Origin of the sequence: Pontibacter virosus (assembly GCF_003096355.1) — a bacterium.
GTDB lineage: Bacteria > Bacteroidota > Bacteroidia > Cytophagales > Hymenobacteraceae > Pontibacter > Pontibacter virosus.
Window position 1 is genome coordinate 336,718 of sequence record NZ_QEKI01000002.1, and the last position, 25,819, is coordinate 362,536.

Consider the following 25,819-nt stretch of genomic DNA (forward strand, 5'->3'; position numbering starts at 1 on the left):
TTCTTGGTTGATTTCAATCTTAGTTTCAATTTCAGTTTGCAGTATATTTCCCCATCAGGTGCAGGGATTCTGTAATTGGTGCGAGCGCTTGCAGCAGTTCATCCAACTGCTCTTCTGCCTCAAACCGTAGGTCCAGGTAATAGCGGTAGTGCCAGGGCCGCCCGGGTATGGTCAGTGATTCGATTTTAGATAGCTGGATGTGATGCTCCTGCAGCAGCGCCATGGCTTGCGTGAAAGCCTCCGGCTGCGGTTGCAGCACCAGACTGATCGTAGCCTTGTTGCAGGAAATGGACAGCTGCGGTTGCCTGTCCAGCAGCAGAAAGCGGGTGAAGTTCTGCTTGCTCGCTTCAATCCCCTCCCCGAGTACAATCAGTCCATGTTGGGCAATGGCCAGGGCGCTGCCAATGCCTGCCATTTCTTTAGAGCCGGCTTCGGCCACATCCCGGATGCTCAGCGCCGTGTCTTCCGACTCGATCAATTCCACTCCGGGATAGGCATCGAAGAAGGGGCGGCACTGGTTCAGGGCCATGTAGTGAGAGTATACCTTGCGGATGCTCTGAAGCGACGACCCGGGCACACCGCCCAGGTGCTGTCGGATGCGCATGATCACTTCGCCGCTTATCCGCAGCTGGTGCTCCCGTATCAGTTCCAGGTTAGGCTGTATCGTTCCCGATATGGTGTTCTCTATCGCCATGATACCTTTATCGGCCAGCCCGGTGGCAACAGCCGCGGCCAGTTCCCGGAAAGTGAGGCAGGGCACAATCTCTATTGGCCGGTCGCCGAACCGGAGCCGGGCGGCCTCTTCGTGGAATGCTCCCGCTATACCTTGAATTGCTATTTTCATTTAGATCAAAAAAAAGCGCCCCGGAGTATGATTCCGGGGCGCTGGTGATAACTTTAGGTTAAAGTATAATCAATACAGCCCCGGGCGTTTACCAAAAAAGTAAAAGCTAAAACCAAAGCCGTAAAAGAAATTCTGCTGTGTAGTAAGCATGCTAATTGCTGTTTTAAAATAAAAAAGGCCCCGCTGGTTGCGGGGCCTCTATATGGTTACATATACCTTTTCCCGCTTTAGTCCTGTGGAGGAAAAAAGTAAAAAAAGAAGGTATAAGACGTCTGTTGCTTGTTCATTTCAACCGCCAATATAGTGACTTTTTGCCGAACGCCAATTTATTTTCGTTTTTTTGTAGTTCAGACAGTCCTCTTTAAGTGATTATCCTTCAGCATTATTCTCGTCTTTTATACTATTTAATTGGCTTTGAAGCGCACAGACGCGCTTTAATGGCTGCATCCGCACTCAGGAAATATATAATCCAGACAATAAAACGGGCTGTGCTTCGCAATTGTAAAATTTTTATCGTACATTGTAAAAAAATAAATGAACCTATATACTACCTATAATGTAGTTAGTATATAATTAAACAACACAGAATGAATAACGGAACAGTAAAATTCTTTAATGACCTGAAAGGTTTTGGTTTTATTAAAGAAGACAACACAGATCAGGAGTACTTTGTACACGTGACTGGCCTGGTACATGAAATCCAGGAAAACGACAAAGTGACTTTTGATTTGCAGGAAGGAAAAAAAGGACTGAACGCGGTTAACGTTAAGCGTGCTTAGTTCTCAGAGATAAGTCATTTCGAGAAAAGCCTTGCCTGCGGGTGAGGCTTTTTTTTAAGTTCGATGTGCATGTTTTTGCACCACTCCCCGTTAGTATAATGCCGCCCTGGCAATGTTTCACCTAACCCCTCCTTATGATGAATAGAAGATACCTGGTAGACACTACCACTCGCGAGTACATCTGCGTAGCCCTCCAAAAAGGACAGGATTGGACCCCAAACAATCAGGATTCCCTCCCAAAGTTCATGAACTCACGTACAAACAAAGACCAACCCGACTTTGAACTTGTGACCGGCGAGTATAACGACAATTCATTTTTTGAAAAGTGGATTCGCAATGGCACAAATTTCCTGTTCAGGTATTAACAGACCTGAACATCCGCTTACCGTAATAATATAGATCATTTAACAGCAATATGGGTAGATCACAAGAAACCTTCAGTAAAAAAGAAAAAGAGAAGAAGAGACTTAAGAAGCGTCAAGACAAAGAAGCGAAGAAAGAGGATCGCATCGCCAACTCTGACAAAGGCAAAGGCTTAGATGAAATGCTGGCCTATGTAGACGAAGACGGTAATATTACCGACACGCCGCCAGATCCGACGAAGAAGAAAAAAGACATCAAGCAGGAAGACATCCAGATCGGTGTGGCCAAGCAGGCCGAGATCGACCCGGCTGACCTGATCCGAAAAGGAACTGTCTCTTTTTTCAACGATTCAAAGGGTTACGGCTTTATCCAGGATCATGTAAGCCAGGAACGTATTTTTGTTCACCAAAATGCTTTGGTGAACGCGATCAAGGAAAATGATCGGGTAACTTTTGAGGTCGAAAAAGGCCCTAAAGGATTAAATGCTGTAAACGTTAAACTGGCGTAATACCCTCTGGTTCAAAAGCTTGAAAGAACAGCTTTGAGCCATCCAGCTTAACTTAGGTGATTATAAATCTAAAATCTCCTGCTATTGTCGGTAATAATACTGACTGCAGGAGATTTTTTTGTCGTATAAAGTCTCCCGGCCGCAGCTGTTCATACCTTTGCAGCCAGACCGGTGATCATAAAGCGCGCACCCTTAAGTATGGATACGATAAACACCACGAAAGCCCTGATTCTGCAGGAGGCTCAACAACAGTTTTTCAACCAAGGCTACAGCAAAGTCCTGATGGCCGACCTGGCCAAACAGCTGGGTATGAGCAAAAAAACGCTATACCAGTATTTCAGAGGAAAAGAGGAATTGCTTCATGCTGTGATCAAGCACTACCTGGAAGCATTGCAGCGGGAAGTAGAGAATTTGCTCCTGCAGGAAGAAGAGGATTTCGCCCACAAAGCGGAACAGGTTTTCCGTACCGTCGGGCAGCGCTTCGCGCGTATCAACGGGCAGCTACTCACCGACATTAGAAACCACACTCCCAAGACCTGGCAACTTCTACAGCAGTATCGTACCGAAGCGGCTTTCAAGCGATTCAGAACATTGCTGGAAGAAGGCAGCCGGAAAGGGTACATCCGGAAAGACGCCAATATCTCGCTGGCCGTGCTGCTATACGCCAGCGCGTTGGAGAAAATCCTGGACCCGGAGTTTATCAGCCAGGTGCCACCAGAACTGATGAAAGACATTGACTATACACCTTCTGCTGTATACGAGGGCTTGGCGAATCTCATTTTTCATGGTTTGCTGGAGAAGAAGTAAGTAATAGCAGGCTTCAACCAGCACCATCAAAACTCACTGCTAAACCTTAACTAAATATGCTCGATGGACTGGAACTGGAAGGCTATATTATGTACAGGGCTTCCATAGGAAAGTCAGAGGTAGCAGAAGCCGGTTTAGGAGCCGCAAAATAAATACTGCCTGAACCAAAGCGTGAGGAGCGTATCCGGTATTCTAAGATTCCTTTCTGCTGCTGTTTTTCTCAGCCAGCTTTAACATTTAAAAAAATATATACTTTCTCACTTGGATTTACGTACTGCAATAGTAACTTTGAAACACAAAGTACTTTAACATGAACCAGCAGCACGACCAACTCGCCACTCTGCATGAGATCCGCAGCATCATGGATCGCTCATCCCGCTTTATCTCGCTAAGCGGACTATCAGGTGTATTTGCCGGGCTATTTGCCCTGGCAGGGGCAGCCTTGGTCAAGTGGCATTTGAGCGAGCACAATATTGTGTACAGGGATACTTACACAATCAGTCTGAACTGGAACACGATTGTTTTCCTCTTCACAGTAGCAGCTGTGGTTTTCATGCTGGCCATTGGATCAGCTCTGTATTTTACTCATCGCAAAGCCAGCAAAAGCGGACAGCGCATGTGGGACAGCAAATCACGTCGACTGCTTATCAACCTGGCTATACCCTTAGCGGTAGGCGGCTTCTTTTGCGCGGTGTTGATCTATCATGGCATCATCTACCTGGTGGCTCCTGCCATGCTTGTTTTCTATGGTTTGGCCTTAGTAAACGGGAGCAAGTATACGCTCAGCGATATTCGCTACCTGGGTATAAGTGAGGTCATACTTGGCTTGTTTGCTTCTGTGTTTATTGGCTATGGGCTACTCTCCTGGGCAATCGGTTTTGGTGTACTGCACATTGTGTATGGCACGCTCATGTATTACAAGTACGAAAGGTAGCCATCGTGAGAGCGTATCTGGAAAATATCAACAAGGCTTTTGAAAGCAGAGCCCGGCTTGGGATTATGTCTGTACTGATGGTAGAGGACACGGTGGATTTCAATACCCTGAAAGAAACCCTGCAACTGACGGACGGAAACCTTGCCAGCCATCTGAGTGCACTGGAGGAGGCGCAGTACCTGCGGGTAGAAAAGCAATTTGTCGGGCGGAAGCCCAATACGACTTATCATGCCACTGACTTGGGCCGTAAGGCCTTTACAAACCATTTAGATGCTCTTGAGCAGTTGATTTTGGACAACAGAAAAGTCGATTAATATTTTTTTATACCTACACTTTGAAAAACAAAGTACTTTATGAACACGAAAACAATAACTAAAAAACTTACTCAGAACGAGCTATCCCTCCTGCATGTGGGTACCGGACTAACACTCTTCTCTTTTCTGATCTTTATGCTGCCAGAGTGGGGAGTTGCAGCGAAAGATGGAGCGGCATTTGGTATCTTTTGGGTAAACTACGGCTTGGCAGTCCTCTATTTTGTACTGCTGCTTTTGGGTAAGAGGTATACTATCAAAAAACCTTTCCAGGATTTAGAGCACCTCTATCCCCTACTGGTACTGGCCATTATCAGCTGCTATTCCCTCAACCGGCAGTTGAGCATTTTTCAGGACTCTGTTCCGTGGTTAGAGGCACTTGTATGCACGTTCTGTGTCGCAATGCTAACCTATAGCTACAATACCCTTCTGCCTCGCCTTGCAAACCAGGTGCTGCTCTTTGTGCTGGGTATAGGCGCTGTGCTTTGGGTATACTACGCCCTATACCTGTTCCCGCTCTATGTTCCCAGTTTCATGCTCTCATTTGTACTGGGGCTTTCGTTGCACACCTTTGTGCCATTGTGGGTGGTGCTGAGCCTGGTTTTCGCAGTCAAAAAAGCAATGGCCGTTGATCAGCAGTATGGGCGTAGCTTTCTGGCGGGGGCAGCTTTTCCGGTGCTTTTCTCAGCCTTCTTTCTGGTGCAGTGGCACCAGCGCAACCAGCAAATCAACTTTCTGGCAAACGAAGAAGTCATAAAAGAAAATGACACGCTGCCGCGCTGGGTAAGCCTGAGCCAACAGCTGCCCGCCGACTACATCACGGAGCGGATCATGAAGACGGATCTGGTCTACCAGGCTCCGGCAGAGGAGTTCAGCATGTGGGAGTTGCCAGAGGGCAGCTTCAGCGAAATCAAGCGGCACGACCCGCTTGTGATCCTCTCGCTCTTCCTGCTGGGCAGGCCGAATGTGGACCGGCAGGAGAAGATAAAAATTCTGGAAAGCATGTACGATGCCCGGCACCAGGCAGAACAGCGACTTTGGTCTGGCAATAACCTGAGCACGGTCAGTGTGGTATCACAGGTCAGGCTATACCCTGCTCACCGGCTTGCCTATACCGAGAAGGTGCTCAGCATCCACAACAGCATGCCCAACAACTGGAACCAACAGGAGGCGATCTATACCTTCTTTTTGCCGGAGGGAAGCGTGGTGTCGTCGCTCTCGCTGTGGATAGAGGGCCGGGAAGAGAAAGGCTACCTCACCACCAAGGGCAAGGCACAGATGGCCTACAACACAATCGTTGGCAGAGAGCGCCGGGATCCTTCTGTGATACACTGGCAGGAAGGCAGCAGGGTATCTGTTCGCGTCTTCCCCTGCACACCTGACGAGAACCGGCAATTTAAGATCGGCGTGACCTCACCCCTAAGGCAGGATGGTCAGGAACTGGTTTATGACAATGTGTACTTCACAGGCCCTTCCACTGCGGGTGCCTCTGAAACCTCCATGATCTATGTGGAAGGGGATGTGCCGCCGCTTTACCTACCGGCCGATTACAAAGAAACAAAGTTAGGACAGTACAAACGACAGAGCACTTACCGACAGGACTGGAGTCTGCGCCTGCCTGCCACTAAACTGGCAAGTGACAGCTTTGCCTTTGCAGGTAGCAGTTACCAGCTGCAGGAACTGCCTCTGCAACTGGTGGCCTTTAGCCCCACACAGGTATACCTCGACATCAATGCCAGTTGGTCAGCACGCGAGTTTGAGCAGGTATGGGACCTGGTAAAAGACAGGCAGGTGTACGTGTGGCAGGACCGCATGCAAAAGCTAACGACAGAGAACAAAACCCGGGTGTTCAGCCACTTGATGCAGCAACACTACTCCCTGTTCCCGCTACACAAAGTAAAAGCTCCTGACCAGGCACTCGTCATCACCAAGAGCAATAGCACTTCTCCCAACCTGAGCGATCTGAAGAACACAGGCTTTGCGGAGGAGATGACCGAAAAGCTGCCATTGCAGAGTCCTGTCAGAGTCTATACCTTGGGAGAGCAACTCTCCCCATACCTAAGAGGCCTGAAGGAACTACAGGTGATTACCACAATGCAAGGGGACATGCAACAGATGGCTAACCTGCTCCAGCAGGGGCAATTTATCCAGGCCATACCTGCCAAAGACGTTGTGCGGTTGGGCGCCTCAGGTATAGGTATAGCCAAAACAGCGAACAGCACCGGCGGCAGCGCTCCTGACCACTTGCTCAGGCTCTTTGCCTACAACCACATCCTGCAGCAGATCGGCCCCCGCTACTTCTGCCAGGGTGACATAGAAGACGAACTGATACAGGAGGCAGCACAGGCCAACATTGTGAGCCCGGTCTCCAGCCTGATTGTACTGGAAACGCAGTCGGATTACGAACGCTTCGACATACAGAAAAGCAAGGATAGCCTTGGGAATGCCAGCATGAACGCCTCGGGCGCGGTGCCAGAGCCAGAAGAATGGGCTTTGATCATTATCGCTCTCTTAGCGGTAGCATTTGTGACATTAAAGCCCTATTTTCTAAGATGAGTCTGACCTTCGTTCGTAACCCGCTGATGCTGCTCGTGCTGGCGCTATACCTGCTGGCTGGTGGTTTATTTTTAAAGGATTACCTGATTTGGGATGCTCAGTGGCTGCTGGCCCTGGCTCTGGTGCCACTGGTTGTGCAGGGCCGATCCGGACGGAAACTCTCCCCCTGGCTGTTGGTTCTGGGTATAGCATTGGCCCTTGTGGCGGCTGGCTTGCAGAATTATACCTTCTACTTCTTTGCCTTCCTGCTGACGGTATGGTGCGGGGCGCAGCTGCTCTACGGGCGCATCTCGCTCTACCCTTTACTGCTTCTGCTGGTGGCCTCCCCTATCTTTCAGTACGTAGCCAACATCATCAGCTTCCCGCTGCGTATGCAACTGACTAACTGGGCAGTTGCTGCGCTGCAGGCCATGGGCACAGAAGCAGAAGCGGCCGGCAATCTGATTTTGGTGAATGGGGAGGAGTTTGCCGTGGATCCGGCTTGTGCGGGTTTGTCCATGCTCTCGCTCACCTTCATCTTGGCAGTGTTTCTGCTAGCCCGGCTGCAGCACAGCCGGCAGCTGGTCTGGCCGGTTTGGCTATTGGGTTTGCTCCTGGGCATTATGCTCGTGCTTAACCTCGTATCAAACCTGCTGCGCATCCTGCTGCTCGTGTGGTTCCGGGTGCTGCCTGATAACCCGATGCACGACGTGCTGGGCTTGATCTGCCTCGCCCTCTATGCGCTGGCTCCTTTCTACATCTTATCGCAGTTTCTGCACCGCTGCCTCGGCAATGCTATTCCAGCCAAAGAAAACGAACCAACCGTCAGCCTGCGGGGGTCCCTGCTCCTGAATTACCTGCTTCTGTTGATGCTGATCGGCACGGGTGCAGGTATAAAAAGTGAGAACAAACTGATGGCAACCCTTGCCATACCACAGCTGCCAGGCTTTGAGCAGCAGTTGATGCCGAACGGGGTGACCAAGTACAGCAACACGGAGACACTTGTATACCTGAAGCCTGTGCAGGCTTTTTACTCTACCGAGCACCATCCGCTTATCTGCTGGGAGGGCAGCGGCTACAAGTTCCGACGGGTGCAGCAACTGCAGGTAGGCAACCGCACCATTTATGTGGGTGAACTGGAAAAGGGAAGCGAGAAGCTCTACACTGCCTGGTGGATGGACAATGGTCAGCACCAGACTATTGAACAATGGGACTGGCGCTGGCGCATGCTGAAAGGCGAAGAAAAGTTCAGCTTGGTTAATGTAACAGTGGCCCGGCAGGAGGACTTAACGCAAGCGGCGCTGGCTGTGATGGAGCTGGCTGAAGTCAAGGCTTATGCCAAGCAATAGAAAACAAAAAGCCCGTAAATCGCTGATTTACGGGCTTTTTGCTGGTTTTGGTATCGCTACCAGCAGAGAGTGAGGTACTGCATTTATCAAACAACTGCATACAACCTCACAACTAAAATTATTTTTAATATACTGTTTTACAGTACTTTACAAAGTAAAAAATAATGTATGAATCTACAACTATATACAACTTAACACTTGTTTTTTTGACTAAATCTTGACTAACTTGACGAAAATTTGACGAAAGAAAATGGCACGTCTGGACGAGCATACCTCGCTTATTGTTGTTAAGGAAGGTAACAAACTTCACATTAAAATATACTATTCACGTGGTGGCATAAAAAGGTATAAGACCAATGTCTATGTGAAAGACAAGGCGCAGTTCATTAAAGACAAAGGGTTCAAAAAGAACAATGCCCTTAACCCATCATCTTTTCAGGATGACAAAAAGAAACTCGATGAACTTCAACTTAAGATTGAAACCATCATCGAAGAGTTTGAGCGGGAACACTTAGTGAAGCCTACTGCAACTCAATTGGATGCCTTGATTTCCAATTACAAGGAGAACAGTCAGAAAAGCTTTACTTATATCAGTGACTACCTTCAAGAGTACATCAATATCATCGATGGGAAAGAACGCAACAGCAAAAGCTTGCCTAAAGCAGTAGAATCAGCATTATCTCAGTTTTGGGATTTTAAAAACAGAAAGTACTTTTTCAATGAAATAGATGAAAAGTTTATAAGTGAATTTATTGATTTTCTGCTTTTTTACAAGCCTAAGAGAGTTAAAGCCTCGTCTTCCCTACCAAAGCCAGTTCATCACCTTAACAGCCCCACAACTTTTGACAGCCAGTTTGGGATGAACAACAACACTTTACTTAAAAGACTGGATGCTTTCTGTACTTTCGTAAAATGGGCAATGAGAGTACATAAAATCGAAGTTGATTATGCTAAAATAAAGGACGCAATAAAAGATAACATCAGTACAAAACGCATCACAAAGTACAGCAACATTGAGTTTGCGTTTCGCACCGTGGATGAAGTAAGGCTTCTGGCGTCACAGGATTTTGAAAACAGTATCACAGATGATTACTACCCCGAATATATCAATGGCGTTGAAAAAATGAAAGGTGTAAGCAGCAATGTGCTGATACGGGCAAAAGATTACTTTATTATTAGCATTTTGACGGGTAATCGAATTTCAGACTTACGTGCCATAAAAGCACATCATGTTGCTTTAGGCAAACAGACTGCAAAGAAAACACAAGGGCAGTTTTGGTTAAACTCTAATGAGTCTGTCCATAAGCTACTGCGAAAACACAACTTCGACATGAAAATGAGCGAAACGAAGTACAATAAATGCATTAAAGTATTTTTAAAACAGTTCTACAGAAATTTTCTAAAACAAGAAGATAAGCTGGTTTACATTTTTGAACGCAGAGGCAATTATGAGCAAGTAGAGCAAGTACCCTACTTTTCTCTTGCAGAAAGCCATAGTGGAAGAAGGTCATTTGCCACCATTGCTTATCATGCAGGAAAGTCGAAGCGTTCTATCATGCAATTCACTGGTCACACCAGTGAGAAAGAGTTTGACAAATACATACAACTTGAACCAGAGAAAGACATGAAAGACTTTGCTGATTTGATGAGCGTTTAAAATAAATAGTAGTGAACAAGAAAGAATTGTACGCAGAATTATTGGAGAACTATAGTCTTCAAAAGTCAGAAGCTATCACTTACATAAATCATCGTATTGGTGTAGCAGTAGATAAAGGCAAGATGCTCAATACTCTCACTGCTAATATTGATAAGCTGGCAATTTTATGTGGTGACCTGAAGCTGGAATTGAGACTTCATGAGTCTAACCCTGTATTTGCAATCAACAACCAGCAATTTTATACCACTAAACAGGCGGCTGAGATATTAAATGTTTCACCAGATAAAATCAGGCAACTAATAGAAAGTGATAAGCTTAGCTGCAAAAGAATTAACCAAAGGAACTGGAAAATCCCGAGTTGGAGCCTGGAAGCTTATAAGCATGACCTCTGCAACTTTTTAGCTAACATAGAAGAGCCTGTCTCTGAATTTGCAGTGGTTGATGTTCTGGATGATGAAAACCAACTGTTAGTCAGCATAATTTCGAAGGAAGGCATACACCAGGTTCACGAACATGAGACGAGGTTAAAGAGAAAGGTCGCTGATATTTATTCTGAACTGTAAGACTAATGCCCACTATAAGCCTCGAAACACCTATCAATGCACCAGTAGAAGTATGCTTCGACTTATCCAGAAGCATCGACTTACATGTTATCTCGACCGAGCATACGGGTGAGCGTGCTGTTGCAGGGGTAACATCGGGGCTTATTGGTCTTGGCGAATCCGTAACGTGGAGGGCAAAGCATTTCGGGGTTTGGCAGCATCTTTCAAGCAAAATCACCGAATATGAACGCCCCTTCTATTTTGCCGATGAAATGGCAGAAGGTGCTTTCAAGCGTTTCAAACATGAACACCACTTCCAAGAATCTGGTAACGGCATAACCATAATGCGAGATGTGTTTGACTACACCTCCCCTTTCAACATGTTAGGTATGCTCGCTGATAGGCTTCTTCTAAAGAAGTATATGACACAACTGCTGGTGGAGCGAAACAGTGTGATAAAACACTACGCTGAATCTGGTAAATGGGAAAGCTTATTAAAAGTTGACAAATAGTTAGAGTTAGGGCAAGTATTGAATAATCAACACCAGCAATACTGACAACAGTGACAATATTTATTGGGTTCGAGCGGGCGTTTAAAAGGTCAAAACAGTAATACTGATTATAGTTGATAGTAGCAACTTTTCTCCTTAGGCGCATATCGAAGAAGTTTCAGCTAATTATATCATCCACATCTCAAGCATTTGCACAACTAATGAGTGGCTAAGAGAGTACATTGATTTATTAATTTTTAAATAATATATTTAATCATATCAACACCGCACTAAACCTTTGTATGAAAAACGAAGCGGATGCGTTTCACCTGATGCACGGCTCCATGTTTGTAATGCTTCAACACTACGTTGAAAGCGCATATGACCACGGCACATGGGTAAAGCTGCTCGAAGGTGCGGGCGTTGAGCATACCTCCTTTCAGATGCAGGAGATGTACCCTACACATGAGATTTTTGCCATTGTCGGTCGTTTAGGCGAATCCACAGGACAGTCTATATTTAATTTGATGGAGCAGTTTGGGAAGTTCATGGTGCCAGACCTGATGCGGATGTACAGCAGGTACGTTCGACCCGAGTGGCGTACATATGAGATGCTCATACATACAGAGGATAAGATGCACGCTGCTGTGAGAAGGGAGGACAGCAGAACCAGTCCACCGAAGCTAATTATAACAAAAAAAGGCGCAAACCAGCTTGTGATAGAATACAAGTCCAAACGCAGGATGGCTGGCGTTGCTGTGGGCATCATCAAAGGCATTTCCAGGTACTTCAATGAGAGCGACAAGGTAGAGGTGATGCTGCTCTCTCCTGCGGATGCAGAAAGAGTGCAAATCAAAGTTGATTTCCTTAGCTGAAGAACTCACCACTCCTTTAGATTATTACAACTTTTGTAAAAAAACAGGCACTACATCATCATGAACAGCACATGCAGCAACATTATAGCTGACACGTGATTTTTACTTTGGTAAGACGATGTCTTATTTCTTCAACAGAACTGCCATTGAGCAACTTGGGTGTTTTGCTCTCTAATGTTTATTCTACAGATAAAAATTAGTACCTAAATCGATGCAGGGTCATTAGCCTGAGATGGCGAAAACATTTCCCGTAGCTTTTTTATTCCAGCGGCATCTATCTCTTCCCCTTCACCGCAAACTGCACACAGCTTAGCCATGACAGCTTCATCATTGATGAACATACGGTCTTTGTACAGCCCGCCCTTGAAGAAACGACAGTAGAGGCGTTCCTCGCCTATGAAGGTAAGGACTATCAAATCGCAATCACACGTATCAAGTTTGCTTATAAATGCTGTTAATTCACTCATGCCTCCAAGTCAATCGTATTGTGGTACGAACTTTACGAAAGTAAAGGCTAAAATAATAACACTTTATAAAATTATATCATAAATATTCGAAGCTGCCTACAATACTAAAAATCCAATCGGCAAAAAATGGCAATACAAACGAAAGTTTTCATGACAGCTTTCACAGATAGTGACTCGCCTATATAGAGTGAGTTTGCAGGTATATAAAGCCAATTGTCAGGTTGTGGGGGGAACTGGACGAGTAACGTTGGTTCTATCCCAATATGGAAGGTGCTATCAAATTAGATAGTTGGCAGGAGCCTTATCAATATAGGTGCTGAGCCTGATTATCTGATGAGTGTGTTGAATGAGTGTGCTGAATCAACACCAGCAATTCCGACAACATTATCAATATTCCTGTTACTCCCCTATAAGAAATAAGTGTTTATCGTTGAGATAAGTAGGGCAATGGCATACACAATAAAGAACCACTTTACGAGCAGCTTTCTATTGACAATATTCTTTAGAAACGGGTAGAACAGATAGTAACCTATACCAGCAGCAAGGAAGAGTAATAACAGTGCTTTTACCACTTTAGTATTAATTGGATAAATCTTAACAACGGATACACGGGAAAATCTTTTATGCCTTTCCCTTAAGAATCAAAGTTACTATATTGTACAGTATTTAACACGTAAATGATTCTATTCGAAAACAGTATTATTAAATTAGACTACAATCCTGCTACGGACATCATCGCAGTCGAGTACCCCGACCTGCACCAGTACCTGCTTCCTGAAATCAAGCACACCATTGACATCATGGTGGACATCATCAAATCCTACGACATCAAAAAACTGCTGCTCGATTCGAGACGAACACTTATAGACGTGACCGAAGAGGAAAGTAGGGAAATAGCATCTTACATGGCAGCAGGGGTGATGAAAACCCGCATACAGAAAGTGGCTCGTATCCAATCCCCGAGCGAAAAGATAGAGAAAACATCGGAAGCCAACATTAAGCACATATCGGAAACACATGCTCTCCCATTTCAACTTCTCAATTTCACTAACAAAGAAGCAGCTATTGAATGGTTACGGCAGGCTGAGTAGTATAAGATTTACTCCTTTGGCAGTTCGATGTAGAATGTAGTGCCAGCCCCTTCCTCGCTCTCGAACCAGATGCTGCCACCATGCCACTCCACGATGGTCTTGATAATGGACATGCCGAGTCCTGTGGATGGCTCTCCCCGAAGCCCCTCTCGTCTGGCAGGTGAGAACTTCTTGAATAGCTGAGCGTGGTACTTCCTTGGAATACCGATGCCGTTGTCTCTGATGGTTATCAGCACGGACTTTTCCTGCTCGCTCAGGTCAAGCGAGATGGTGCCGTTGTCAGGGGTGAACTTGATGGCGTTGGAGAAGAGGTTGTTTATCACCTGCATCAATTTTATGTCATCGAACCAGACGAAGATTTTATCGCTTGAAGAGGTGAACCTAATTTCCTTCTGTATGAGATGTTCACCATCCTTATACTGCTCCATGACCTCTTTTACTTTCACCACAAGGTCGAGCCTTCTCTTAAACAGGTCGACTTTGGAGGACTCGAGGAACTCCTGCTTCACAAAATCCCGAATCAGGAGGATGTTCTGCTCACTGCTCGCCCTGATAATGCGGATTACCTTGTCGACTTCCTCCATTTCCAGGTGCTTGGTGAGTTCTGACAACACATCCGCAAGTGCCTTGATGTTGGCAAGGGGTCCAGCCAGGTCATGGGAGAGGATTTCCAGCACTGCGTTCTTCTTGGCAGCGTACTTCTGAAGGGTCTCGATGTTGTCTTTGACCAAGGTGATGTCCTCCACGATGCCAGTCACGTATTTCCTGCCCTGCTTGTCTGTGATGAACTGCGGGTCCAGGAGCAGCCATCTGGTGGAGCCATCGGGTTGCCTGATGCGGAATTCCACGTCCTCTTTCAGCACACCCCTGAGCAACTCCCTGTACTCTCCCACCAGATAGTCTCGGTCATCTGGATGAACAGCCTCCAAGATGATGAGTGGGTCTGCCAGTACGCTCTCACGTGTCTGCTTGCACACCTGGTTGAAAGCGTTGTTGAGATAGGTGAAGGAAGCAGACTCCACATCATAGGAGAAAGCTATCTTCTTCGTTCTTCTGATGTGTTCCCGTAGTATGTCGTTTTTGCTTTTCTCGTTCACTGTTAATTGAATTCATGCATGCTTCATACTTACTCTGATTGATGGTGTGAAGTTGTGGCAGATGATTCAGGTCTCGGGATAGGTCTTCGTTGTCTCAGGGTCCTGCTCCTGAAAACAGGCTTTATAGTAGATATACACACATAACCTCACTACAACCTATATTAAGTACAGGTGGCGAAAGGTAATCAGTATTCAAACCACTATTTAAGTAGTAAGCTGTAGTAGAATCAGTGTTTATTTAGTTTCGCAAAATCCGATACTACCGTAAAATTGAGCATGGATTACCTGTACGACTATATCAGCCAGTTGGATGTCCGTACATTGAGTGCAGGTGAGGTAAGCCAGTGTCTGTTCTACCTGCACCAGTTGTCAAAGCAAAAGCCAGAGATTCGTTCTTCACCTGTCATGAACAAGCCGAATGAGAGGCTGAATGAACAGAGAAAACAGAGGATTAACCGTTGAGGTTTTGGTTAAGTAAAACGAAAGCTTTCTTGACCGTACCAGTTCAGGGTGATTTTTCTGTTTCCACCAGCTATCAGTAGTAAAGAAAGCCAGGCAACAAATCAACGTCAATAATCTTTACTTATAGACGAGATAGTTTACTTTCCATATACTTCAAAACTATTAATATTAGGTTATATCAGAATTTAAATCACATATATAGGGAATTGTTTTCATAGGCTATAAATCATCGTCAGATGTCTAACTATATTATGAACACTACTTAGTTAAACCGTTATTTTTGTGAGTGTATAGCAACATTATTGTCAAACTTGTTTGCTTCAATAAAGTATTGCTTTGTTCAGCTATTCTATTCACCAGAGAGCAAAAAAAAACTTATCTTTATATTAATATCATTAGATAGTAATATGCTCAAGGAAGAAAAGGAAACTATACTCAAGCGAATTGAGAATACAATAATTAAGTTGGAGATTGATAATAGTTGTTTAAATGGTGACCCTATAATTTACCACTATACCAACTACAACGCTGCTCGAAGCATACTAAGAAACAGCACCCTCAGATTCGGAAACCCCGCAAAGTTCGATGATAAAAAAGATATGGATTTAGGGCTATTAAGCTTTGAAACCAGCACAGCCAATTATATAAAATTCTTTTTACAAACTCACCCTAACCTCAGTTACTCACAGTTACGAAAAATTGAAAGAGCAAATACCCAAAACCCCTATTTTTATCAAGAAGAAGCTAAGATAGCTCTTGAAAAGTTGAAGGCTAACTTAGGGGTTACATGTTTTAATCAAAATCACATTAATCATCATCTTTGGAAAGAGTATGCAAACAATGAAAGAGGTGTGTGTTTAGGTTTCAGGTCTTCAGCAATTAAATATTGTATGAAGTCAAGGGTAAAATATACAGATGATGAATTAGTTGAAAATTTCTTTGACGAAAGTATAGAGGCTCTTGTTCATTGGGCTTTAATTAAGAAAACAGGCTATACTGACGAGAATGAAATCAGGGCTTTTTGTTTAAATGTCAAAAAGCATTGTCTTAGCATGGATGAAAAATCACCTTACTACAGGTGTATTTCTCTTAAGAATAGTGCCATTGAAGAAATATATTTAGGTGTTGATATGCCTACTTACCATAAGACTAACCTGATTAAAATACTGAATCAAAAGAATTACCCTAATTCGTTGAAGCTATACCAAATGGTAAAGGATTTTGATACAGGTGAGTTTTTAACACCACAAAAATTAGGCTCCCTATCCCAAAACTTATAGTTTTAAAATAAAGCATTTGGAGCAGTCTGATTTGAAAAACGCTACAACAAATAAACGTTCGAATGTTTGGCTGTTTTTTGCAGGGGAGGTTGGGTAGCGGCAGGAGCAGAAAAACGTGGTTTGGGCGAAGCCAAATTGTTTGGGGGGAGTATTATTTGGTAGGGGTATGAAAAGAAAGAAGCCCGAATCTTTTTGGAAGTAGTTTATTTAGTAAATAGATTGTTATAATACCTCTCGTCATACAAACAAGTTCGAATACGTCAATGGAGTAATACCCTAATTATCAGCTTCACCCTTACCTCCCATAAGGTTTTGTATAGCTTGTACCTGTTTATCGAATTCTTCTTTAGTTAAATTAGGCATTGATAGTACAGATTCAACAGCACCAATTACTTCTTCATCCATCTCTTTTAAGCTTTTAAAATAGTGTCTGTAAGGCTCTGGAATTAATAAGTTTATTATATCTGCCTGTTGCTCGGTATAAAAGCCAGACATGGGTCCATTTAAACCGAACTTTTCCTCTAATGGTAAACCTACAAGTATGACTGGATTATAGAGTGCTAAAAATGCGGTGATTTCCCTTACGGTTTCAATATAGCAATCTAAAAATGATGAAAGTGTTTGTAAATTGATGTTAGGAACAAAAGTGCCTAACATATGAGAGTTGACCTTGTTTAGTTCTCTATAACCTTTCGCCTGACCTTTGTTGTGCGTATAGTCTGAAATCCGCCAATACAACTGCTTTATATTCAGCTTCCAATTAGCTTCATCACTAATGCGCTTGAATCTTCCAGCTTTCGTAAGTGCCTCAATCATTGTTGAGAAGAACGGAGAGTCACGCTGAGACATTATCCACTCGAAAGAAGCTTCTCTTTTAGAATGTTCTGATGTCAGGTAGACATTAATAGCAGTTAACTCTATGGCTCTCCGTAAATCCGCAAAAGCAGCTTTGTAAGACCCTATCAAAGCATGTTTTAAAGAGTAGTCTAACTCCATTTCTGCTTCAGTGGCAGGGAAGTATCCTATTCTATAAAACAAATTCTCAACATCTGCTACTATGGCATCGGAATGATGGTACTCCATGAAACTGACACATAGGTTCAGCATCTCAGTGTTCTTGTAATTTGTATTGATGAAGTTAAGTCCACGGCTAACTCTTTCATCAATTCCATTTAGGAACACATCAGCTATATTTTTCAGCAGGTCTGGTTCATTCACGACAGTGAAGCTTTAAGTTCGATTTCTAATTTAATAAGATGATTCCTTTAAAAAGCCTAAGACATGAAGCGATGTTAATTAAATTTAAAGCTTTCCCTTTCGAAGTTTGTTTCCTCCTGTTGCTCAGCCAACTGCTTTTCCAATTCACTAATGAAATGGATAGAACTCGATATATTATTAAATATCAAAATGCTCTCATGATAGTTTAAAATAGTATTGTCGTGAGCGAAGCTTCTATTATTCCTCACATCATTGAAAGCATCAATAATCTGTATAGAGTACTTCAGTATCTTCTCAGCCATAGCTGATTGAATTACCCCCTTATTGAAGACTTGCTTTACATACTTCCCAAAAATGCTATTAAGGGATTCGCTGTTCGAGTATTCGATGTTATGCCTTCTACACAATTCTCTAATATACTTAACCACAAAAGTGTGAAGTCGGTCAAGCGCAGCTTCTGGTTCGTTTTTCTCTATGCTCGCTCTAATCAGTTTTGCCAAGAGTAAAAAGTCTTTGTCTTCATTGTTAGCCTGTATCGCATCAATATGCTCGATGGGCGACTGCTGCTTGAGCCTATCGGATATTCGAATACATTCCTCATATAGTTCATGTTCTGAGGCAGTAATTTCCTCAAACCTAATAAGCTTCTTCCCCTTCCAGTACTCGATTAAATCGAAACTAAGCTTGCCTACTGTGAAATTCGATTCCTCTTCCCAAAAGCCTCTTAATCTGTTAGCTTTTGAACCACTCCTGTATTTATACCTATCATCAAGTATATCAAGACCAATTGCTTCTAAGACAAAGCTTTGAAAATCCTTGTCTGAAAAATCAAGAACATAGCCGTTACCCATACCGAACAGCTTCTCAAGCTTATGTTTTTCTATGGTGCTTAAATCTGACATAAATTAATTGGCTTAACTGATGTTATTTTTTATCGTAGTGGAAAGCCATCACTTCAACGTAAACAGTTTTGCCCTCATCTTTCGGAAGATGAAACTCGTATGAAAAAGAAGATTCACCTCTCTCCCCAATTTTCCTTTTAAAGTATGGATGTCTTTGTGTTTCCACGTTCAAAGTGTTGAGAACCTTAGTGAAGTCAGAGTTTGGAACGAACATCATTATAGCCACTTTTGAATCTCTCCAGGTTAGGTACCTGTCGAACAGTTGTGAGATAGCTTTATGATATTCAGATGCACCATGCCAAAACTTACATTCCGCCACAAAAATATTGCTTCCATCTGCGGCATATTTAAGTAGTATATCTGTCTTGCCTGAGCGGTTGAATGTTTCTCCTGTTGCTGTAACCCCCACGTATCTTGTTTCAAGAACAAAGAGAAACTGGTCTCTAAGCCCTTCTTCATCTTTTCCAATGTACAGAGCAGGCTTTTTCTCCATACTTTTACCAGAATCATATACAACCTTGAGGACATCATAATACATTTCCCTACTCATGGCTGGCTCTGAAGCAAATTCTTTGCCTTTGGGGATTTGGGGTTGTGGAACTATCTTCCTTTTTAGAGTAGGAGCGGTGAAGACGGATTGGGTATCACTATTTACCTTTACATTGATTGCGGCAAAGAAATCATTTTCTTTCAGGTATTTCTGCTTTTCAACCTTAATACAGTTTCTGATAGTGTTCTCTAACACATTATTAATTTCAGAAACATTCTGATTCAGCTTCGGTAAGTTGGTGAAAGCACGTTTGAAGCATTCATCTTTTAATTTCCTAAACTCCTGTGGGTCTTGGTTTCTAATATTAAAACTGAAAGACACCTGACAATTTCGTTCATCTACACTAATCTCATATGAGGTCATTGTCCAAGGATTGGATTGAACCTTAAATAACAAGGCAGAACCTGTGAAGTTGTAACTAACGGTACACTTATATGCTTCGACTTCATACCGCTCACCTGACCTTCTGCCTTCAGTCCAGTCTTTAACTTTTGTAGGATGTGCGATATGCTCAGAATCTAAGTCAACCTCTAAAGGTATCAGCCTGTACTCTGCCTCTAAATACTCCGCATAATCATCTTCATCGACTTTCAAGATATAATCTTTGCCTTGGCTTTCTACTTCTTTTTTAATCTGGTTTAGCCAGTTATTCTTAAAGTCAAGAAATGATATCTCATTAAACGCCCTCATTGTGTATCAGCTGTTAAAATCTTTTTTAAATTCTGTCAAAAAAATATAGTATAAACAATATACATAATAAAAAATTAATAAGGTCTATTTTATTAAACGCCAATTGCCCTATCTATAGGCTTTGTAACAATTCATATTAGGTTATACCCATATTTGAATATATTTTCTTATCTTAGATGCATCATACAGGAGAAAACAAGGTGTTCATACTCCTAAACCTAAAATGACTATGATTTTAGCGGTTGCATACGGTAGGGTCTCGACAAGTCAGCAGACAGTTGACCGACAAAAAATCAACTTAGAGGAATTTGCAAAGAGCAAGGGTTGTAAGATTGAAAAGTTCTTCAGTGACTCCATAACGGGTAAGACTCACACGCTTGAACGGGATGGATTCCAAAAGATGGTTAAGTTTTGCCAAGAGAAAAACATCTCTACCATATTCGTATCAGAAATTTCCAGAATCTCTCGTAGAGTGAGCCATACAATCGCCACGATTGAATCGCTTGTTGAGGAATATGGTGTCACCGTTCACATCCAGCACCCAAGCGCACTTACCTTTTCACCAGACCAGTATGGTCGAATCGACATTCTTCAAAAGAGTATGCTAATGATGCTCGGACTTGGAGCCGAGATGGAGTTGACCTACCAGCAGAGCCGAAGGTTGGAAGGCATAGCTGAAGCCAAAAAGAAGAATGTCTACAAAGGCAGAGTAAAAGGTTCTGCTTACTCCAATGAGCAGCTAATCGCTAAACATTCCGATATCGTGAACCTGGTGAGGCACTCTGCTCTGTCTGACACTAAAATATCTGAAATCGTTAAGAAAGGACTTTCCACCGTTAAACGAGTGAAGAAAGCACTTCAAAGTTTGAAAGCAGAGGCGATAGCTTAAAAAATCTTAACCAAGTTGGTCTGTCTGCCGCCAGAGCCAGAGGTCTCAAAGGTGGTCGCCCCAAAAAAATGAATGATGAGAAGCGTAAACTTGCTGTACGTCTGTATAAAGAGAAGCAGCATTCGGTGGATACCATCTGTCAGATGATGAACATCACTAAGCCTACTCTATATAGTTATGTAAAATCTGAATCGCAATATTAACCTCTAAAGTGAATCCGTTTTCCCTTCGATTGAGAATCGAACAATACATGTTCTAAAATCTGATAATCTTTCAACAAGAAAGCAGCTTAATAGCTGCTTTTTTTTGTGCCTATTAAGCCAATAACCAAAATTTAAAATTGAATAATATAAAGTATTTTCATATTCCTTAATGGTGCCATACTTTACAGTAAGTAGATTTTGCTTTACAAAATAATCTTATTACAAAGCACAGAAATAAGCTTTTTAGTCATGCTTTACACTTTCTTTACAATTGCAAAAGGCTGCCCAATATATCAATGTTTAATGTGACTATTTTAATATTTAAAAACCTGCCTTACCTTTGTAACATGACAAAAACAAAAAACAAAAAACAGCCAGAGAAAATGATGAATGTGCTGATAGCACCAGGCGTAGGTATGACTAAGGTAAAGCCAGCGAATGGCAAAAAGTTTACCTTAAAAGAATTGCAAAAGATGGTAGGGGGCTATATAGAAATGGTTCCTAATGCAACAGGAGAGTTCTGCTATGTATGGAATGACAGCGGTTTGCTTCTTGGCTTAGAGTTTAACCCTGATGCAAACTTTCATTTCTTTCTAAAAAGTGGCTATTACAGAGACTTGGGCTTGGTAGGCAACGTGGCTATTGTTGAGAAAAAGTATTGCTAATGTTTGACAAAAAAAAGAAAAATATGAAGAGAAGAGAGACTCTATTAGAGCAGTTAGACAGAGAAATTTTAGAAGGCTACAAAAGAATGAAAGAAGCCCCAAAGCAGCTAACAATCTTCGAGGAAACGCAAAAGCTTATTAACGAAGGTTTTATCGTTTTAAACAATGACAGCACATTATCTAATGAAAGCAAAAAGCTTATGGCTTATGTAAGCATGCTGCTTTCTTACGCTGTTGCTAACCTGGAAGCTGTCGAAAACGATGAAGGTGTAGATTTGTCTATGCACTATGACCTGATAAGTGAAGTGCAAAGTGAGATTAAAGACTATTATGAGTAACTGTGCATGCAACAAAGGGCAGGCTATTCTGCCCTTTGTTCGTCACCAAAACCATTTTGCTCAAAGGCATCCCAATCAAAATCAGCTAATTTTTCAGGCTTGATTTTGTACTCATAAATAGACCTGAAACTATCATCTGGATTTAATTCTTTTTTATGTATTTCTCTATACTTAGCCTTCAAATCAGATTCCAACACAAATTTATTTTTGCCAGCATCATACGCTGTGATATAACCCCCTTTACCATCTGCCCAATTGTACAGTGTCTGTCTTGACACCCCGAGTATTTTAGCGCAATCATTTAACTTGTACTTAGGCTGGTTAAAGTCTTTAGCCTTCTGCCCTGAATAGATTTCATGCTTACGCTTTATAATAACATCGCTGAGGCTGTTGTATAGGTCTTTTAACGTGTTTCGATATCTATCTAACTCATTCACGCTTTTTACTAATTGCGACTGCAAATCACCTTCATTAAACTTTTTGACTCTTAGTGTTAGGTATAAATCTACATATTCAACCAGCAAATTTCTGCTCAACCCCGTTTTCCTGATTTTATCTAACATAGTAGTTAGTTCGTGAAGATTTGCAAAATTTAATTCTTCTTCTGTTTGTGTATCAACCATTATCAAAAATTCTATCAAATATGATTTTAGATTTTATCAAAGTTACTACAAAAAGCAACGAGTGGAACTACTTCATCCAACTCATCTGCACTTAGCTACCTCGAAGTGACTGGTAGTAGCGACAGTTACAACTATGATTAAGTCAAAAAACATACCTACAATACTATTAAATATACCAAGTTATAAACCACTGAATATGAACAAATATAGAGAGCAAGATAGTACAGCTACTGTAATGAAGAGTCTAAGCAGATTCATCAGAAAAGCTATTGAAGCTGGTGCTAACAAATACATCTTATTTTCTCATAGACTTACATTAGAAAGAGAGATACCATTTCGATTCAATGACGAAAACACAACAACGGTAGTCTATTCATATACTATTCATTTGAGTGATGACCTATATGAGATGTTGAGGGAGAAAAGAAGTGAAGATAGAACACTCAAAGCTTTGTGTGAGTTGGTTGGAGTTGAATATTCGATGAACAACGAACCATTCAATCAGGTGTCTATCACATCTACTAACAGAAGATATGACTTGGGAGAAGGAGATATTATCAAAGATGATGGTTCTACAATCGAAAACACAGCATATCACTACATATTTGCTGATGGTGTGATGATTGTAGTTGTTAATGACAGGGAGTTAGACGTGCTGCATAAGTTAGAATCCGTTAAACCTGTAGGTGATAGGCTGTACCATTTCTACTATAGTAAACAATACGTTTATCTTAACAGACACTTGCAAGGTTCTCAACTAACATCACCTGATAAGAATGGTAATTATTGGGCTGTTATTCATCCTATCGAAGACCAGGCATTTATCCAGAAAATATATAGGGAACACAAGCACGTGAAAAGAAGTCACGTGATTTCGGCAGTATAATATTTAATTAACCAGACAGGAAATCAGAAATAAAAAGATAAACAACATATTGAGTAATGAATAAAGATATACTAAAGCATATTTTGAAAACACATGGTGAAATGTCAGTTACCAACCTGATGAAAAATCAGAAATTAGTGAAGCACGCCAAGGGAGAGAAGGTAAGAAATACTTTTATCGTAGCTAAAGATGGATGTGACGATTATGACAGTAAATCAGTGTTGAATTTTAAAATAGAAGATTTAACGTTTGTGGGTGCTGATGAATACTGCATCTACTTCATAATTGAAAATGCTTTTCTAATCATGGCTACCTATTCTGCCTACAACGGACACACTATCATCCTGCATACCACTGCGCACGAACTATCCGATTGGCAAACTACAGTAGGTCATGATGAAGAAGGTTATGCAGAGAAAGAATTAGTTGATTTGGGATTCACAGTTGACATAGCAACTCTATAAGTCTGTATAGAGCATATAACTGTACCATATGAGAAGCTATTGTTTGGCTTTACGCTGCTATACAGCTAAAGGTGCTACGCTTCCAAGTAACACCTTTGGCTTGACCTAAAAACCCCATATCAAAACATGTTTGCTCTACTGCTTACATTGTTGTTTGCTTGTGCATCATCAAGCGTAGTCACACTTATGTTGAGCGGTAGTGCAGCGTGCAGCTTCAATATCTCATCATAATATAGAAGTAGTAACGTTAAAATAGGCTTGGGTTGAACATCTGATGTTTTAACGTAGTTTTTTATTACATAATCGTAGTCCTCAACGCTCGTTACAAAGTCATAAAGATTATCCATTCCGCTCAGCTTTTCAACTGGTAAGATTTTATAACTACCATTGGCAGTGTTAACAATAAATTCGCTTGGCACCTCCAAAACATATGCTCCCGTTCCAGTGTCATATTGCATGGGATTTTGGCAGCTATTCATCTCCATCATTTTTACCCTCCACGATAAGACCCATTTTCTCTTCCAGAGCCTTCAGGGCTGTGGTAACTACATGCTTCTTACTTACTTTCTTTTTTAACTTCTTTGCTAACAAAAGCTGGATTTCTAAGATTTTCAGGTCTGCCTCACTTGACAATTTTATGCTATGGCTCATCATGTTATATCTCTATATTTCTATTATATATAAAATCTGATAACTGAAAAAATCTAATTTAAGAGTCGGCTTATTGACTACTCCCACTTTTATTTTTGATATATAGATTAAAACTAAAAGAGATAAAATGGAACATATATTAAAGAACGAACTGCTTTATAAGGAAGGTGATGTAGAAATCTATAAGACATATAACAAGGAAGAGGATAGCTATGGGTTATACTGGACATCAACCGATGGCTATAGGAGGTCGGAGTACCAATACACTCTTATCCATCCATACGAGCATCAAAAAGCTGCTGCGTTAAGATTAGTCGGAGGGATTGAGTGGATGTGGGTGTGGGTTGACCCTGACCTAAATGAGACCAAGATGGATGAGTTAAGTTTGCTTATTTGGCAGGATTTGAGGGTGAGCGATTCACTATGTAATTGCAATAGCTTTGAGGAAATGGCTGAGTGCGAGATGTGCGTGATGGGCAAGATACCAAACAGCTATAATTTTAAGAAGATACTCGATTATGAGACTCATGTAGCTTATACTTATGACACAGAGCAAGGCTACTACACGATTAGCCTCGCTATAAGCGATGAAATTCATAACATGAACTTTGACTACGTATGGAAAAAAGAGGAATTAGAAGACCGATTGAAAGGCATTATAGACACCTACGAAGAACAGATATTTGAATTGGAAAGCTATCTGAGGGTGTGCGTTACGGAAAGCTTAGAAGACAGCCCTACTGTTCGACTTACATTTTTTGATGTCTCATTCACAGTTGTCAAAGCTTTAGACATCAACAGTATAGCAGGTCCTAACAACAGGACTGTCTTGGGCTTTGATGATTTCCCATACTAAAAGAAAAAACAATTTAAACATAAATGATACTTATAAATGAAATACTGTATGCTGATGGTGAAGAACTGATACTAAGGACAGTAGATGCAGATAAGAGATTGTACGGGATGCATTCGACTTTGCGAGGGAGAATAGTAAAACCCACCTTTTGCCATATCTTTAAATTTAAAAATGGCGCAACTTACACCGTTGCTGTAACAAAGGATGAAGATTATGTGGTGGTCGATTACAATGGAATAACAAGTGATTTAGCACCAGAGCAGGAAACGTTCTATAGCAATCTGATAATTAAAAATAGTCGTTGCAATTGCTACAATCTTTCTGGTACATCTTGTATTTACTGCAACGGATTAAAGCAGATTTCTAATCCTTACGCTATGAAATTGCTGGACCAGATTTGGAAAGGCTAACTAAAAGGTAGCTAACAACAGGATTAAAACATATCAGCAATACGGTATTGCTAAGCAATATAAATGCGCTGCATAATCTAAT

At 42.1% G+C, this 25,819-nt stretch carries 31 protein-coding genes; 22 read left to right on the plus strand and 9 right to left on the minus strand.

Annotated elements, in window-relative coordinates; translation table 11 throughout:
• Window positions 1–31: 31 nt before the first annotated feature.
• Entirely contained in the window at window positions 32–844 is an 813-nt protein-coding gene (locus C8E01_RS04505; protein ID WP_116542160.1) for a prephenate dehydratase, read from the minus strand.
• A 587-nt stretch (window positions 845–1,431) separates the two neighbouring features.
• On the opposite strand from C8E01_RS04505, the gene C8E01_RS04510 reads away from it, so the two are divergent.
• From C8E01_RS04510 to C8E01_RS04565, 12 genes are all read left to right on the plus strand, one after another.
• Entirely contained in the window at window positions 1,432–1,623 is a 192-nt protein-coding gene (locus C8E01_RS04510) for a cold-shock protein (protein WP_116542161.1), read from the plus strand.
• Window positions 1,624–1,757: 134 nt separating this feature from the next.
• A complete protein-coding gene (locus tag C8E01_RS04515; RefSeq protein ID WP_243409426.1) occupies window positions 1,758–1,988 on the plus strand; it encodes a hypothetical protein in 231 nt (76 codons plus the stop codon).
• Between the two features lie 50 nt (window positions 1,989–2,038).
• The gene (locus C8E01_RS04520; RefSeq protein WP_116542162.1) at window positions 2,039–2,494 is read left to right on the plus strand and encodes a cold-shock protein; all 456 of its coding nucleotides are present in this window, start codon (window positions 2,039–2,041) and stop codon (window positions 2,492–2,494) included.
• Window positions 2,495–2,692: 198 nt separating this feature from the next.
• Window positions 2,693–3,301, plus strand: a complete 609-nt coding sequence (locus tag C8E01_RS04525) for a TetR/AcrR family transcriptional regulator (RefSeq protein ID WP_116542163.1) — start codon at window positions 2,693–2,695, stop codon at window positions 3,299–3,301.
• A 310-nt stretch (window positions 3,302–3,611) separates the two neighbouring features.
• Window positions 3,612–4,235, plus strand: a complete 624-nt coding sequence (locus C8E01_RS04530) for a hypothetical protein (RefSeq protein ID WP_116542164.1) — start codon at window positions 3,612–3,614, stop codon at window positions 4,233–4,235.
• A 65-nt stretch (window positions 4,236–4,300) separates the two neighbouring features.
• Window positions 4,301–4,549 (plus strand): winged helix-turn-helix domain-containing protein, encoded by a 249-nt coding sequence (locus tag C8E01_RS04535; protein ID WP_243409427.1) that lies wholly within the window; start codon window positions 4,301–4,303, stop codon window positions 4,547–4,549.
• Between the two features lie 39 nt (window positions 4,550–4,588).
• The gene (locus C8E01_RS04540; protein WP_116542166.1) at window positions 4,589–7,102 is read left to right on the plus strand and encodes an XrtN system VIT domain-containing protein; all 2,514 of its coding nucleotides are present in this window, start codon (window positions 4,589–4,591) and stop codon (window positions 7,100–7,102) included.
• Entirely contained in the window at window positions 7,099–8,430 is a 1,332-nt protein-coding gene (xrtN, locus tag C8E01_RS04545) for an exosortase N (RefSeq protein WP_165820562.1), read from the plus strand. The genes C8E01_RS04540 and xrtN overlap by 4 nt, the downstream gene beginning before the upstream one ends.
• A 250-nt stretch (window positions 8,431–8,680) precedes the next feature.
• Window positions 8,681–10,087, plus strand: a complete 1,407-nt coding sequence (locus tag C8E01_RS04550; protein WP_116542168.1) for a phage integrase SAM-like domain-containing protein — start codon at window positions 8,681–8,683, stop codon at window positions 10,085–10,087.
• An 11-nt stretch (window positions 10,088–10,098) separates the two neighbouring features.
• Complete coding sequence (locus tag C8E01_RS04555; protein ID WP_116542169.1) at window positions 10,099–10,650, plus strand: helix-turn-helix domain-containing protein; 552 nt, start codon at window positions 10,099–10,101, stop codon at window positions 10,648–10,650.
• Window positions 10,651–10,655: 5 nt separating this feature from the next.
• On the plus strand, window positions 10,656–11,141 hold the full coding sequence (locus tag C8E01_RS04560) for an SRPBCC family protein (protein WP_116542170.1): 486 nt from the start codon (window positions 10,656–10,658) through the stop codon (window positions 11,139–11,141).
• 281 nt (window positions 11,142–11,422) lie between these two features.
• On the plus strand, window positions 11,423–11,995 hold the full coding sequence (locus C8E01_RS04565) for a heme NO-binding domain-containing protein (protein ID WP_116542171.1): 573 nt from the start codon (window positions 11,423–11,425) through the stop codon (window positions 11,993–11,995).
• Between the two features lie 203 nt (window positions 11,996–12,198).
• Here the strand turns inward: C8E01_RS04565 and C8E01_RS04570 are convergent, their stop codons facing one another.
• Window positions 12,199–12,462, minus strand: coding sequence for a hypothetical protein (locus C8E01_RS04570; RefSeq protein WP_116542172.1), 264 nt, complete (start codon window positions 12,460–12,462; stop codon window positions 12,199–12,201).
• Window positions 12,463–13,139: 677 nt separating this feature from the next.
• Between C8E01_RS04570 and C8E01_RS04575 the strand changes: the two genes are divergently transcribed.
• Window positions 13,140–13,553 carry a hypothetical protein gene (locus C8E01_RS04575; RefSeq protein ID WP_116542173.1) on the plus strand — a complete coding sequence of 138 codons (414 nt, stop codon included), beginning with the start codon at window positions 13,140–13,142 and terminating at the stop codon, window positions 13,551–13,553.
• An 8-nt stretch (window positions 13,554–13,561) separates the two neighbouring features.
• Here the strand turns inward: C8E01_RS04575 and C8E01_RS04580 are convergent, their stop codons facing one another.
• On the minus strand, window positions 13,562–14,650 hold the full coding sequence (locus C8E01_RS04580; RefSeq protein WP_116542174.1) for a PAS domain-containing sensor histidine kinase: 1,089 nt from the start codon (window positions 14,648–14,650) through the stop codon (window positions 13,562–13,564).
• Between the two features lie 869 nt (window positions 14,651–15,519).
• Here C8E01_RS04580 and C8E01_RS04585 point away from each other — a divergent pair.
• Complete coding sequence (locus tag C8E01_RS04585; RefSeq protein WP_133242716.1) at window positions 15,520–16,392, plus strand: DUF2971 domain-containing protein; 873 nt, start codon at window positions 15,520–15,522, stop codon at window positions 16,390–16,392.
• A gap of 276 nt (window positions 16,393–16,668) precedes the next feature.
• Here the strand turns inward: C8E01_RS04585 and C8E01_RS04590 are convergent, their stop codons facing one another.
• The 3 genes from C8E01_RS04590 to C8E01_RS04600 form a co-directional block, all read right to left on the minus strand.
• Window positions 16,669–17,610, minus strand: a complete 942-nt coding sequence (locus tag C8E01_RS04590) for a hypothetical protein (RefSeq protein ID WP_116542176.1) — start codon at window positions 17,608–17,610, stop codon at window positions 16,669–16,671.
• Window positions 17,611–17,684: 74 nt separating this feature from the next.
• On the minus strand, window positions 17,685–18,512 hold the full coding sequence (locus C8E01_RS04595; protein ID WP_116542177.1) for an abortive infection family protein: 828 nt from the start codon (window positions 18,510–18,512) through the stop codon (window positions 17,685–17,687).
• Window positions 18,513–18,534: 22 nt separating this feature from the next.
• Window positions 18,535–19,752: a hypothetical protein gene (locus tag C8E01_RS04600; RefSeq protein ID WP_116542178.1), complete on the minus strand. Its 1,218-nt coding sequence runs from the start codon at window positions 19,750–19,752 to the stop codon at window positions 18,535–18,537.
• Window positions 19,753–19,981: 229 nt separating this feature from the next.
• Between C8E01_RS04600 and C8E01_RS04605 the strand changes: the two genes are divergently transcribed.
• The 4 genes from C8E01_RS04605 (at window position 19,982) to C8E01_RS04620 (ending at window position 21,847) form a co-directional block, all read left to right on the plus strand.
• Window positions 19,982–20,641 (plus strand): recombinase family protein, encoded by a 660-nt coding sequence (locus tag C8E01_RS04605; protein ID WP_116542179.1) that lies wholly within the window; start codon window positions 19,982–19,984, stop codon window positions 20,639–20,641.
• Window positions 20,642–20,661: 20 nt separating this feature from the next.
• A complete protein-coding gene (locus C8E01_RS22135) occupies window positions 20,662–20,844 on the plus strand; it encodes a helix-turn-helix domain-containing protein (RefSeq protein WP_394342103.1) in 183 nt (60 codons plus the stop codon).
• A gap of 347 nt (window positions 20,845–21,191) precedes the next feature.
• The gene (locus tag C8E01_RS04615) at window positions 21,192–21,509 is read left to right on the plus strand and encodes a DUF3846 domain-containing protein (RefSeq protein WP_165820563.1); all 318 of its coding nucleotides are present in this window, start codon (window positions 21,192–21,194) and stop codon (window positions 21,507–21,509) included.
• Window positions 21,509–21,847: a hypothetical protein gene (locus C8E01_RS04620; protein ID WP_116542181.1), complete on the plus strand. Its 339-nt coding sequence runs from the start codon at window positions 21,509–21,511 to the stop codon at window positions 21,845–21,847. Before C8E01_RS04615 ends, C8E01_RS04620 begins: the two co-directional genes overlap by 1 nt.
• Before the next feature lie 23 nt (window positions 21,848–21,870).
• Here C8E01_RS04620 and C8E01_RS04625 read toward each other — a convergent pair whose 3' ends face one another.
• The gene (locus C8E01_RS04625) at window positions 21,871–22,470 is read right to left on the minus strand and encodes a helix-turn-helix domain-containing protein (RefSeq protein WP_133242718.1); all 600 of its coding nucleotides are present in this window, start codon (window positions 22,468–22,470) and stop codon (window positions 21,871–21,873) included.
• 133 nt (window positions 22,471–22,603) lie between these two features.
• Here C8E01_RS04625 and C8E01_RS04630 point away from each other — a divergent pair, with 133 nt between their 5' ends.
• Entirely contained in the window at window positions 22,604–23,356 is a 753-nt protein-coding gene (locus tag C8E01_RS04630; RefSeq protein ID WP_133242719.1) for a hypothetical protein, read from the plus strand.
• Between the two features lie 56 nt (window positions 23,357–23,412).
• The gene (locus C8E01_RS04635) at window positions 23,413–23,820 is read left to right on the plus strand and encodes a hypothetical protein (RefSeq protein ID WP_116542184.1); all 408 of its coding nucleotides are present in this window, start codon (window positions 23,413–23,415) and stop codon (window positions 23,818–23,820) included.
• Between the two features lie 119 nt (window positions 23,821–23,939).
• Here the strand turns inward: C8E01_RS04635 and C8E01_RS04640 are convergent, their stop codons facing one another.
• Both C8E01_RS04640 and C8E01_RS04645 read right to left on the minus strand, forming a co-directional pair.
• Entirely contained in the window at window positions 23,940–24,308 is a 369-nt protein-coding gene (locus tag C8E01_RS04640; protein WP_165820564.1) for a hypothetical protein, read from the minus strand.
• Window positions 24,292–24,474 carry a hypothetical protein gene (locus tag C8E01_RS04645; RefSeq protein WP_116542186.1) on the minus strand — a complete coding sequence of 61 codons (183 nt, stop codon included), beginning with the start codon at window positions 24,472–24,474 and terminating at the stop codon, window positions 24,292–24,294. The genes C8E01_RS04640 and C8E01_RS04645 overlap by 17 nt, the downstream gene beginning before the upstream one ends.
• Window positions 24,475–24,598: 124 nt before the next feature.
• On the opposite strand from C8E01_RS04645, the gene C8E01_RS04650 reads away from it, so the two are divergent.
• A complete protein-coding gene (locus C8E01_RS04650; protein ID WP_116542187.1) occupies window positions 24,599–25,327 on the plus strand; it encodes a hypothetical protein in 729 nt (242 codons plus the stop codon).
• Between the two features lie 23 nt (window positions 25,328–25,350).
• The gene (locus C8E01_RS04655; protein WP_116542188.1) at window positions 25,351–25,737 is read left to right on the plus strand and encodes a hypothetical protein; all 387 of its coding nucleotides are present in this window, start codon (window positions 25,351–25,353) and stop codon (window positions 25,735–25,737) included.
• The last annotated feature ends 82 nt before the right edge of the window (window positions 25,738–25,819 follow it).

Excerpts from the sequence above, each read along its gene's own strand:
- C8E01_RS04505 (WP_116542160.1), bottom strand. The coding sequence starts at position 844 with ATGAAAATAGCAATTCAAGGTATAGCGGGAGCATTCCACGAAGAGGCC.
- C8E01_RS04510 (WP_116542161.1), top strand. The coding sequence starts at position 1,432 with ATGAATAACGGAACAGTAAAATTCTTTAATGACCTGAAAGGTTTTGGT.
- C8E01_RS04515 (WP_243409426.1), top strand. The coding sequence starts at position 1,758 with ATGATGAATAGAAGATACCTGGTAGACACTACCACTCGCGAGTACATC.
- C8E01_RS04520 (WP_116542162.1), top strand. The coding sequence starts at position 2,039 with ATGGGTAGATCACAAGAAACCTTCAGTAAAAAAGAAAAAGAGAAGAAG.
- C8E01_RS04525 (WP_116542163.1), top strand. The coding sequence starts at position 2,693 with ATGGATACGATAAACACCACGAAAGCCCTGATTCTGCAGGAGGCTCAA.
- C8E01_RS04530 (WP_116542164.1), top strand. The coding sequence starts at position 3,612 with ATGAACCAGCAGCACGACCAACTCGCCACTCTGCATGAGATCCGCAGC.
- C8E01_RS04535 (WP_243409427.1), top strand. The coding sequence starts at position 4,301 with ATGTCTGTACTGATGGTAGAGGACACGGTGGATTTCAATACCCTGAAA.
- C8E01_RS04540 (WP_116542166.1), top strand. The coding sequence starts at position 4,589 with ATGAACACGAAAACAATAACTAAAAAACTTACTCAGAACGAGCTATCC.
- xrtN (WP_165820562.1), top strand. The coding sequence starts at position 7,099 with ATGAGTCTGACCTTCGTTCGTAACCCGCTGATGCTGCTCGTGCTGGCG.
- C8E01_RS04550 (WP_116542168.1), top strand. The coding sequence starts at position 8,681 with ATGGCACGTCTGGACGAGCATACCTCGCTTATTGTTGTTAAGGAAGGT.
- C8E01_RS04560 (WP_116542170.1), top strand. The coding sequence starts at position 10,656 with ATGCCCACTATAAGCCTCGAAACACCTATCAATGCACCAGTAGAAGTA.
- C8E01_RS04565 (WP_116542171.1), top strand. The coding sequence starts at position 11,423 with ATGAAAAACGAAGCGGATGCGTTTCACCTGATGCACGGCTCCATGTTT.
- C8E01_RS04570 (WP_116542172.1), bottom strand. The coding sequence starts at position 12,462 with ATGAGTGAATTAACAGCATTTATAAGCAAACTTGATACGTGTGATTGC.
- C8E01_RS04575 (WP_116542173.1), top strand. The coding sequence starts at position 13,140 with ATGATTCTATTCGAAAACAGTATTATTAAATTAGACTACAATCCTGCT.
- C8E01_RS04585 (WP_133242716.1), top strand. The coding sequence starts at position 15,520 with ATGCTCAAGGAAGAAAAGGAAACTATACTCAAGCGAATTGAGAATACA.
- C8E01_RS04595 (WP_116542177.1), bottom strand. The coding sequence starts at position 18,512 with ATGTCAGATTTAAGCACCATAGAAAAACATAAGCTTGAGAAGCTGTTC.
- C8E01_RS04600 (WP_116542178.1), bottom strand. The coding sequence starts at position 19,752 with ATGAGGGCGTTTAATGAGATATCATTTCTTGACTTTAAGAATAACTGG.
- C8E01_RS04605 (WP_116542179.1), top strand. The coding sequence starts at position 19,982 with ATGATTTTAGCGGTTGCATACGGTAGGGTCTCGACAAGTCAGCAGACA.
- C8E01_RS04615 (WP_165820563.1), top strand. The coding sequence starts at position 21,192 with ATGACAAAAACAAAAAACAAAAAACAGCCAGAGAAAATGATGAATGTG.
- C8E01_RS04620 (WP_116542181.1), top strand. The coding sequence starts at position 21,509 with ATGTTTGACAAAAAAAAGAAAAATATGAAGAGAAGAGAGACTCTATTA.
- C8E01_RS04625 (WP_133242718.1), bottom strand. The coding sequence starts at position 22,470 with ATGGTTGATACACAAACAGAAGAAGAATTAAATTTTGCAAATCTTCAC.
- C8E01_RS04630 (WP_133242719.1), top strand. The coding sequence starts at position 22,604 with ATGATTAAGTCAAAAAACATACCTACAATACTATTAAATATACCAAGT.
- C8E01_RS04635 (WP_116542184.1), top strand. The coding sequence starts at position 23,413 with ATGAATAAAGATATACTAAAGCATATTTTGAAAACACATGGTGAAATG.
- C8E01_RS04640 (WP_165820564.1), bottom strand. The coding sequence starts at position 24,308 with ATGATGGAGATGAATAGCTGCCAAAATCCCATGCAATATGACACTGGA.
- C8E01_RS04645 (WP_116542186.1), bottom strand. The coding sequence starts at position 24,474 with ATGATGAGCCATAGCATAAAATTGTCAAGTGAGGCAGACCTGAAAATC.
- C8E01_RS04650 (WP_116542187.1), top strand. The coding sequence starts at position 24,599 with ATGGAACATATATTAAAGAACGAACTGCTTTATAAGGAAGGTGATGTA.
- C8E01_RS04655 (WP_116542188.1), top strand. The coding sequence starts at position 25,351 with ATGATACTTATAAATGAAATACTGTATGCTGATGGTGAAGAACTGATA.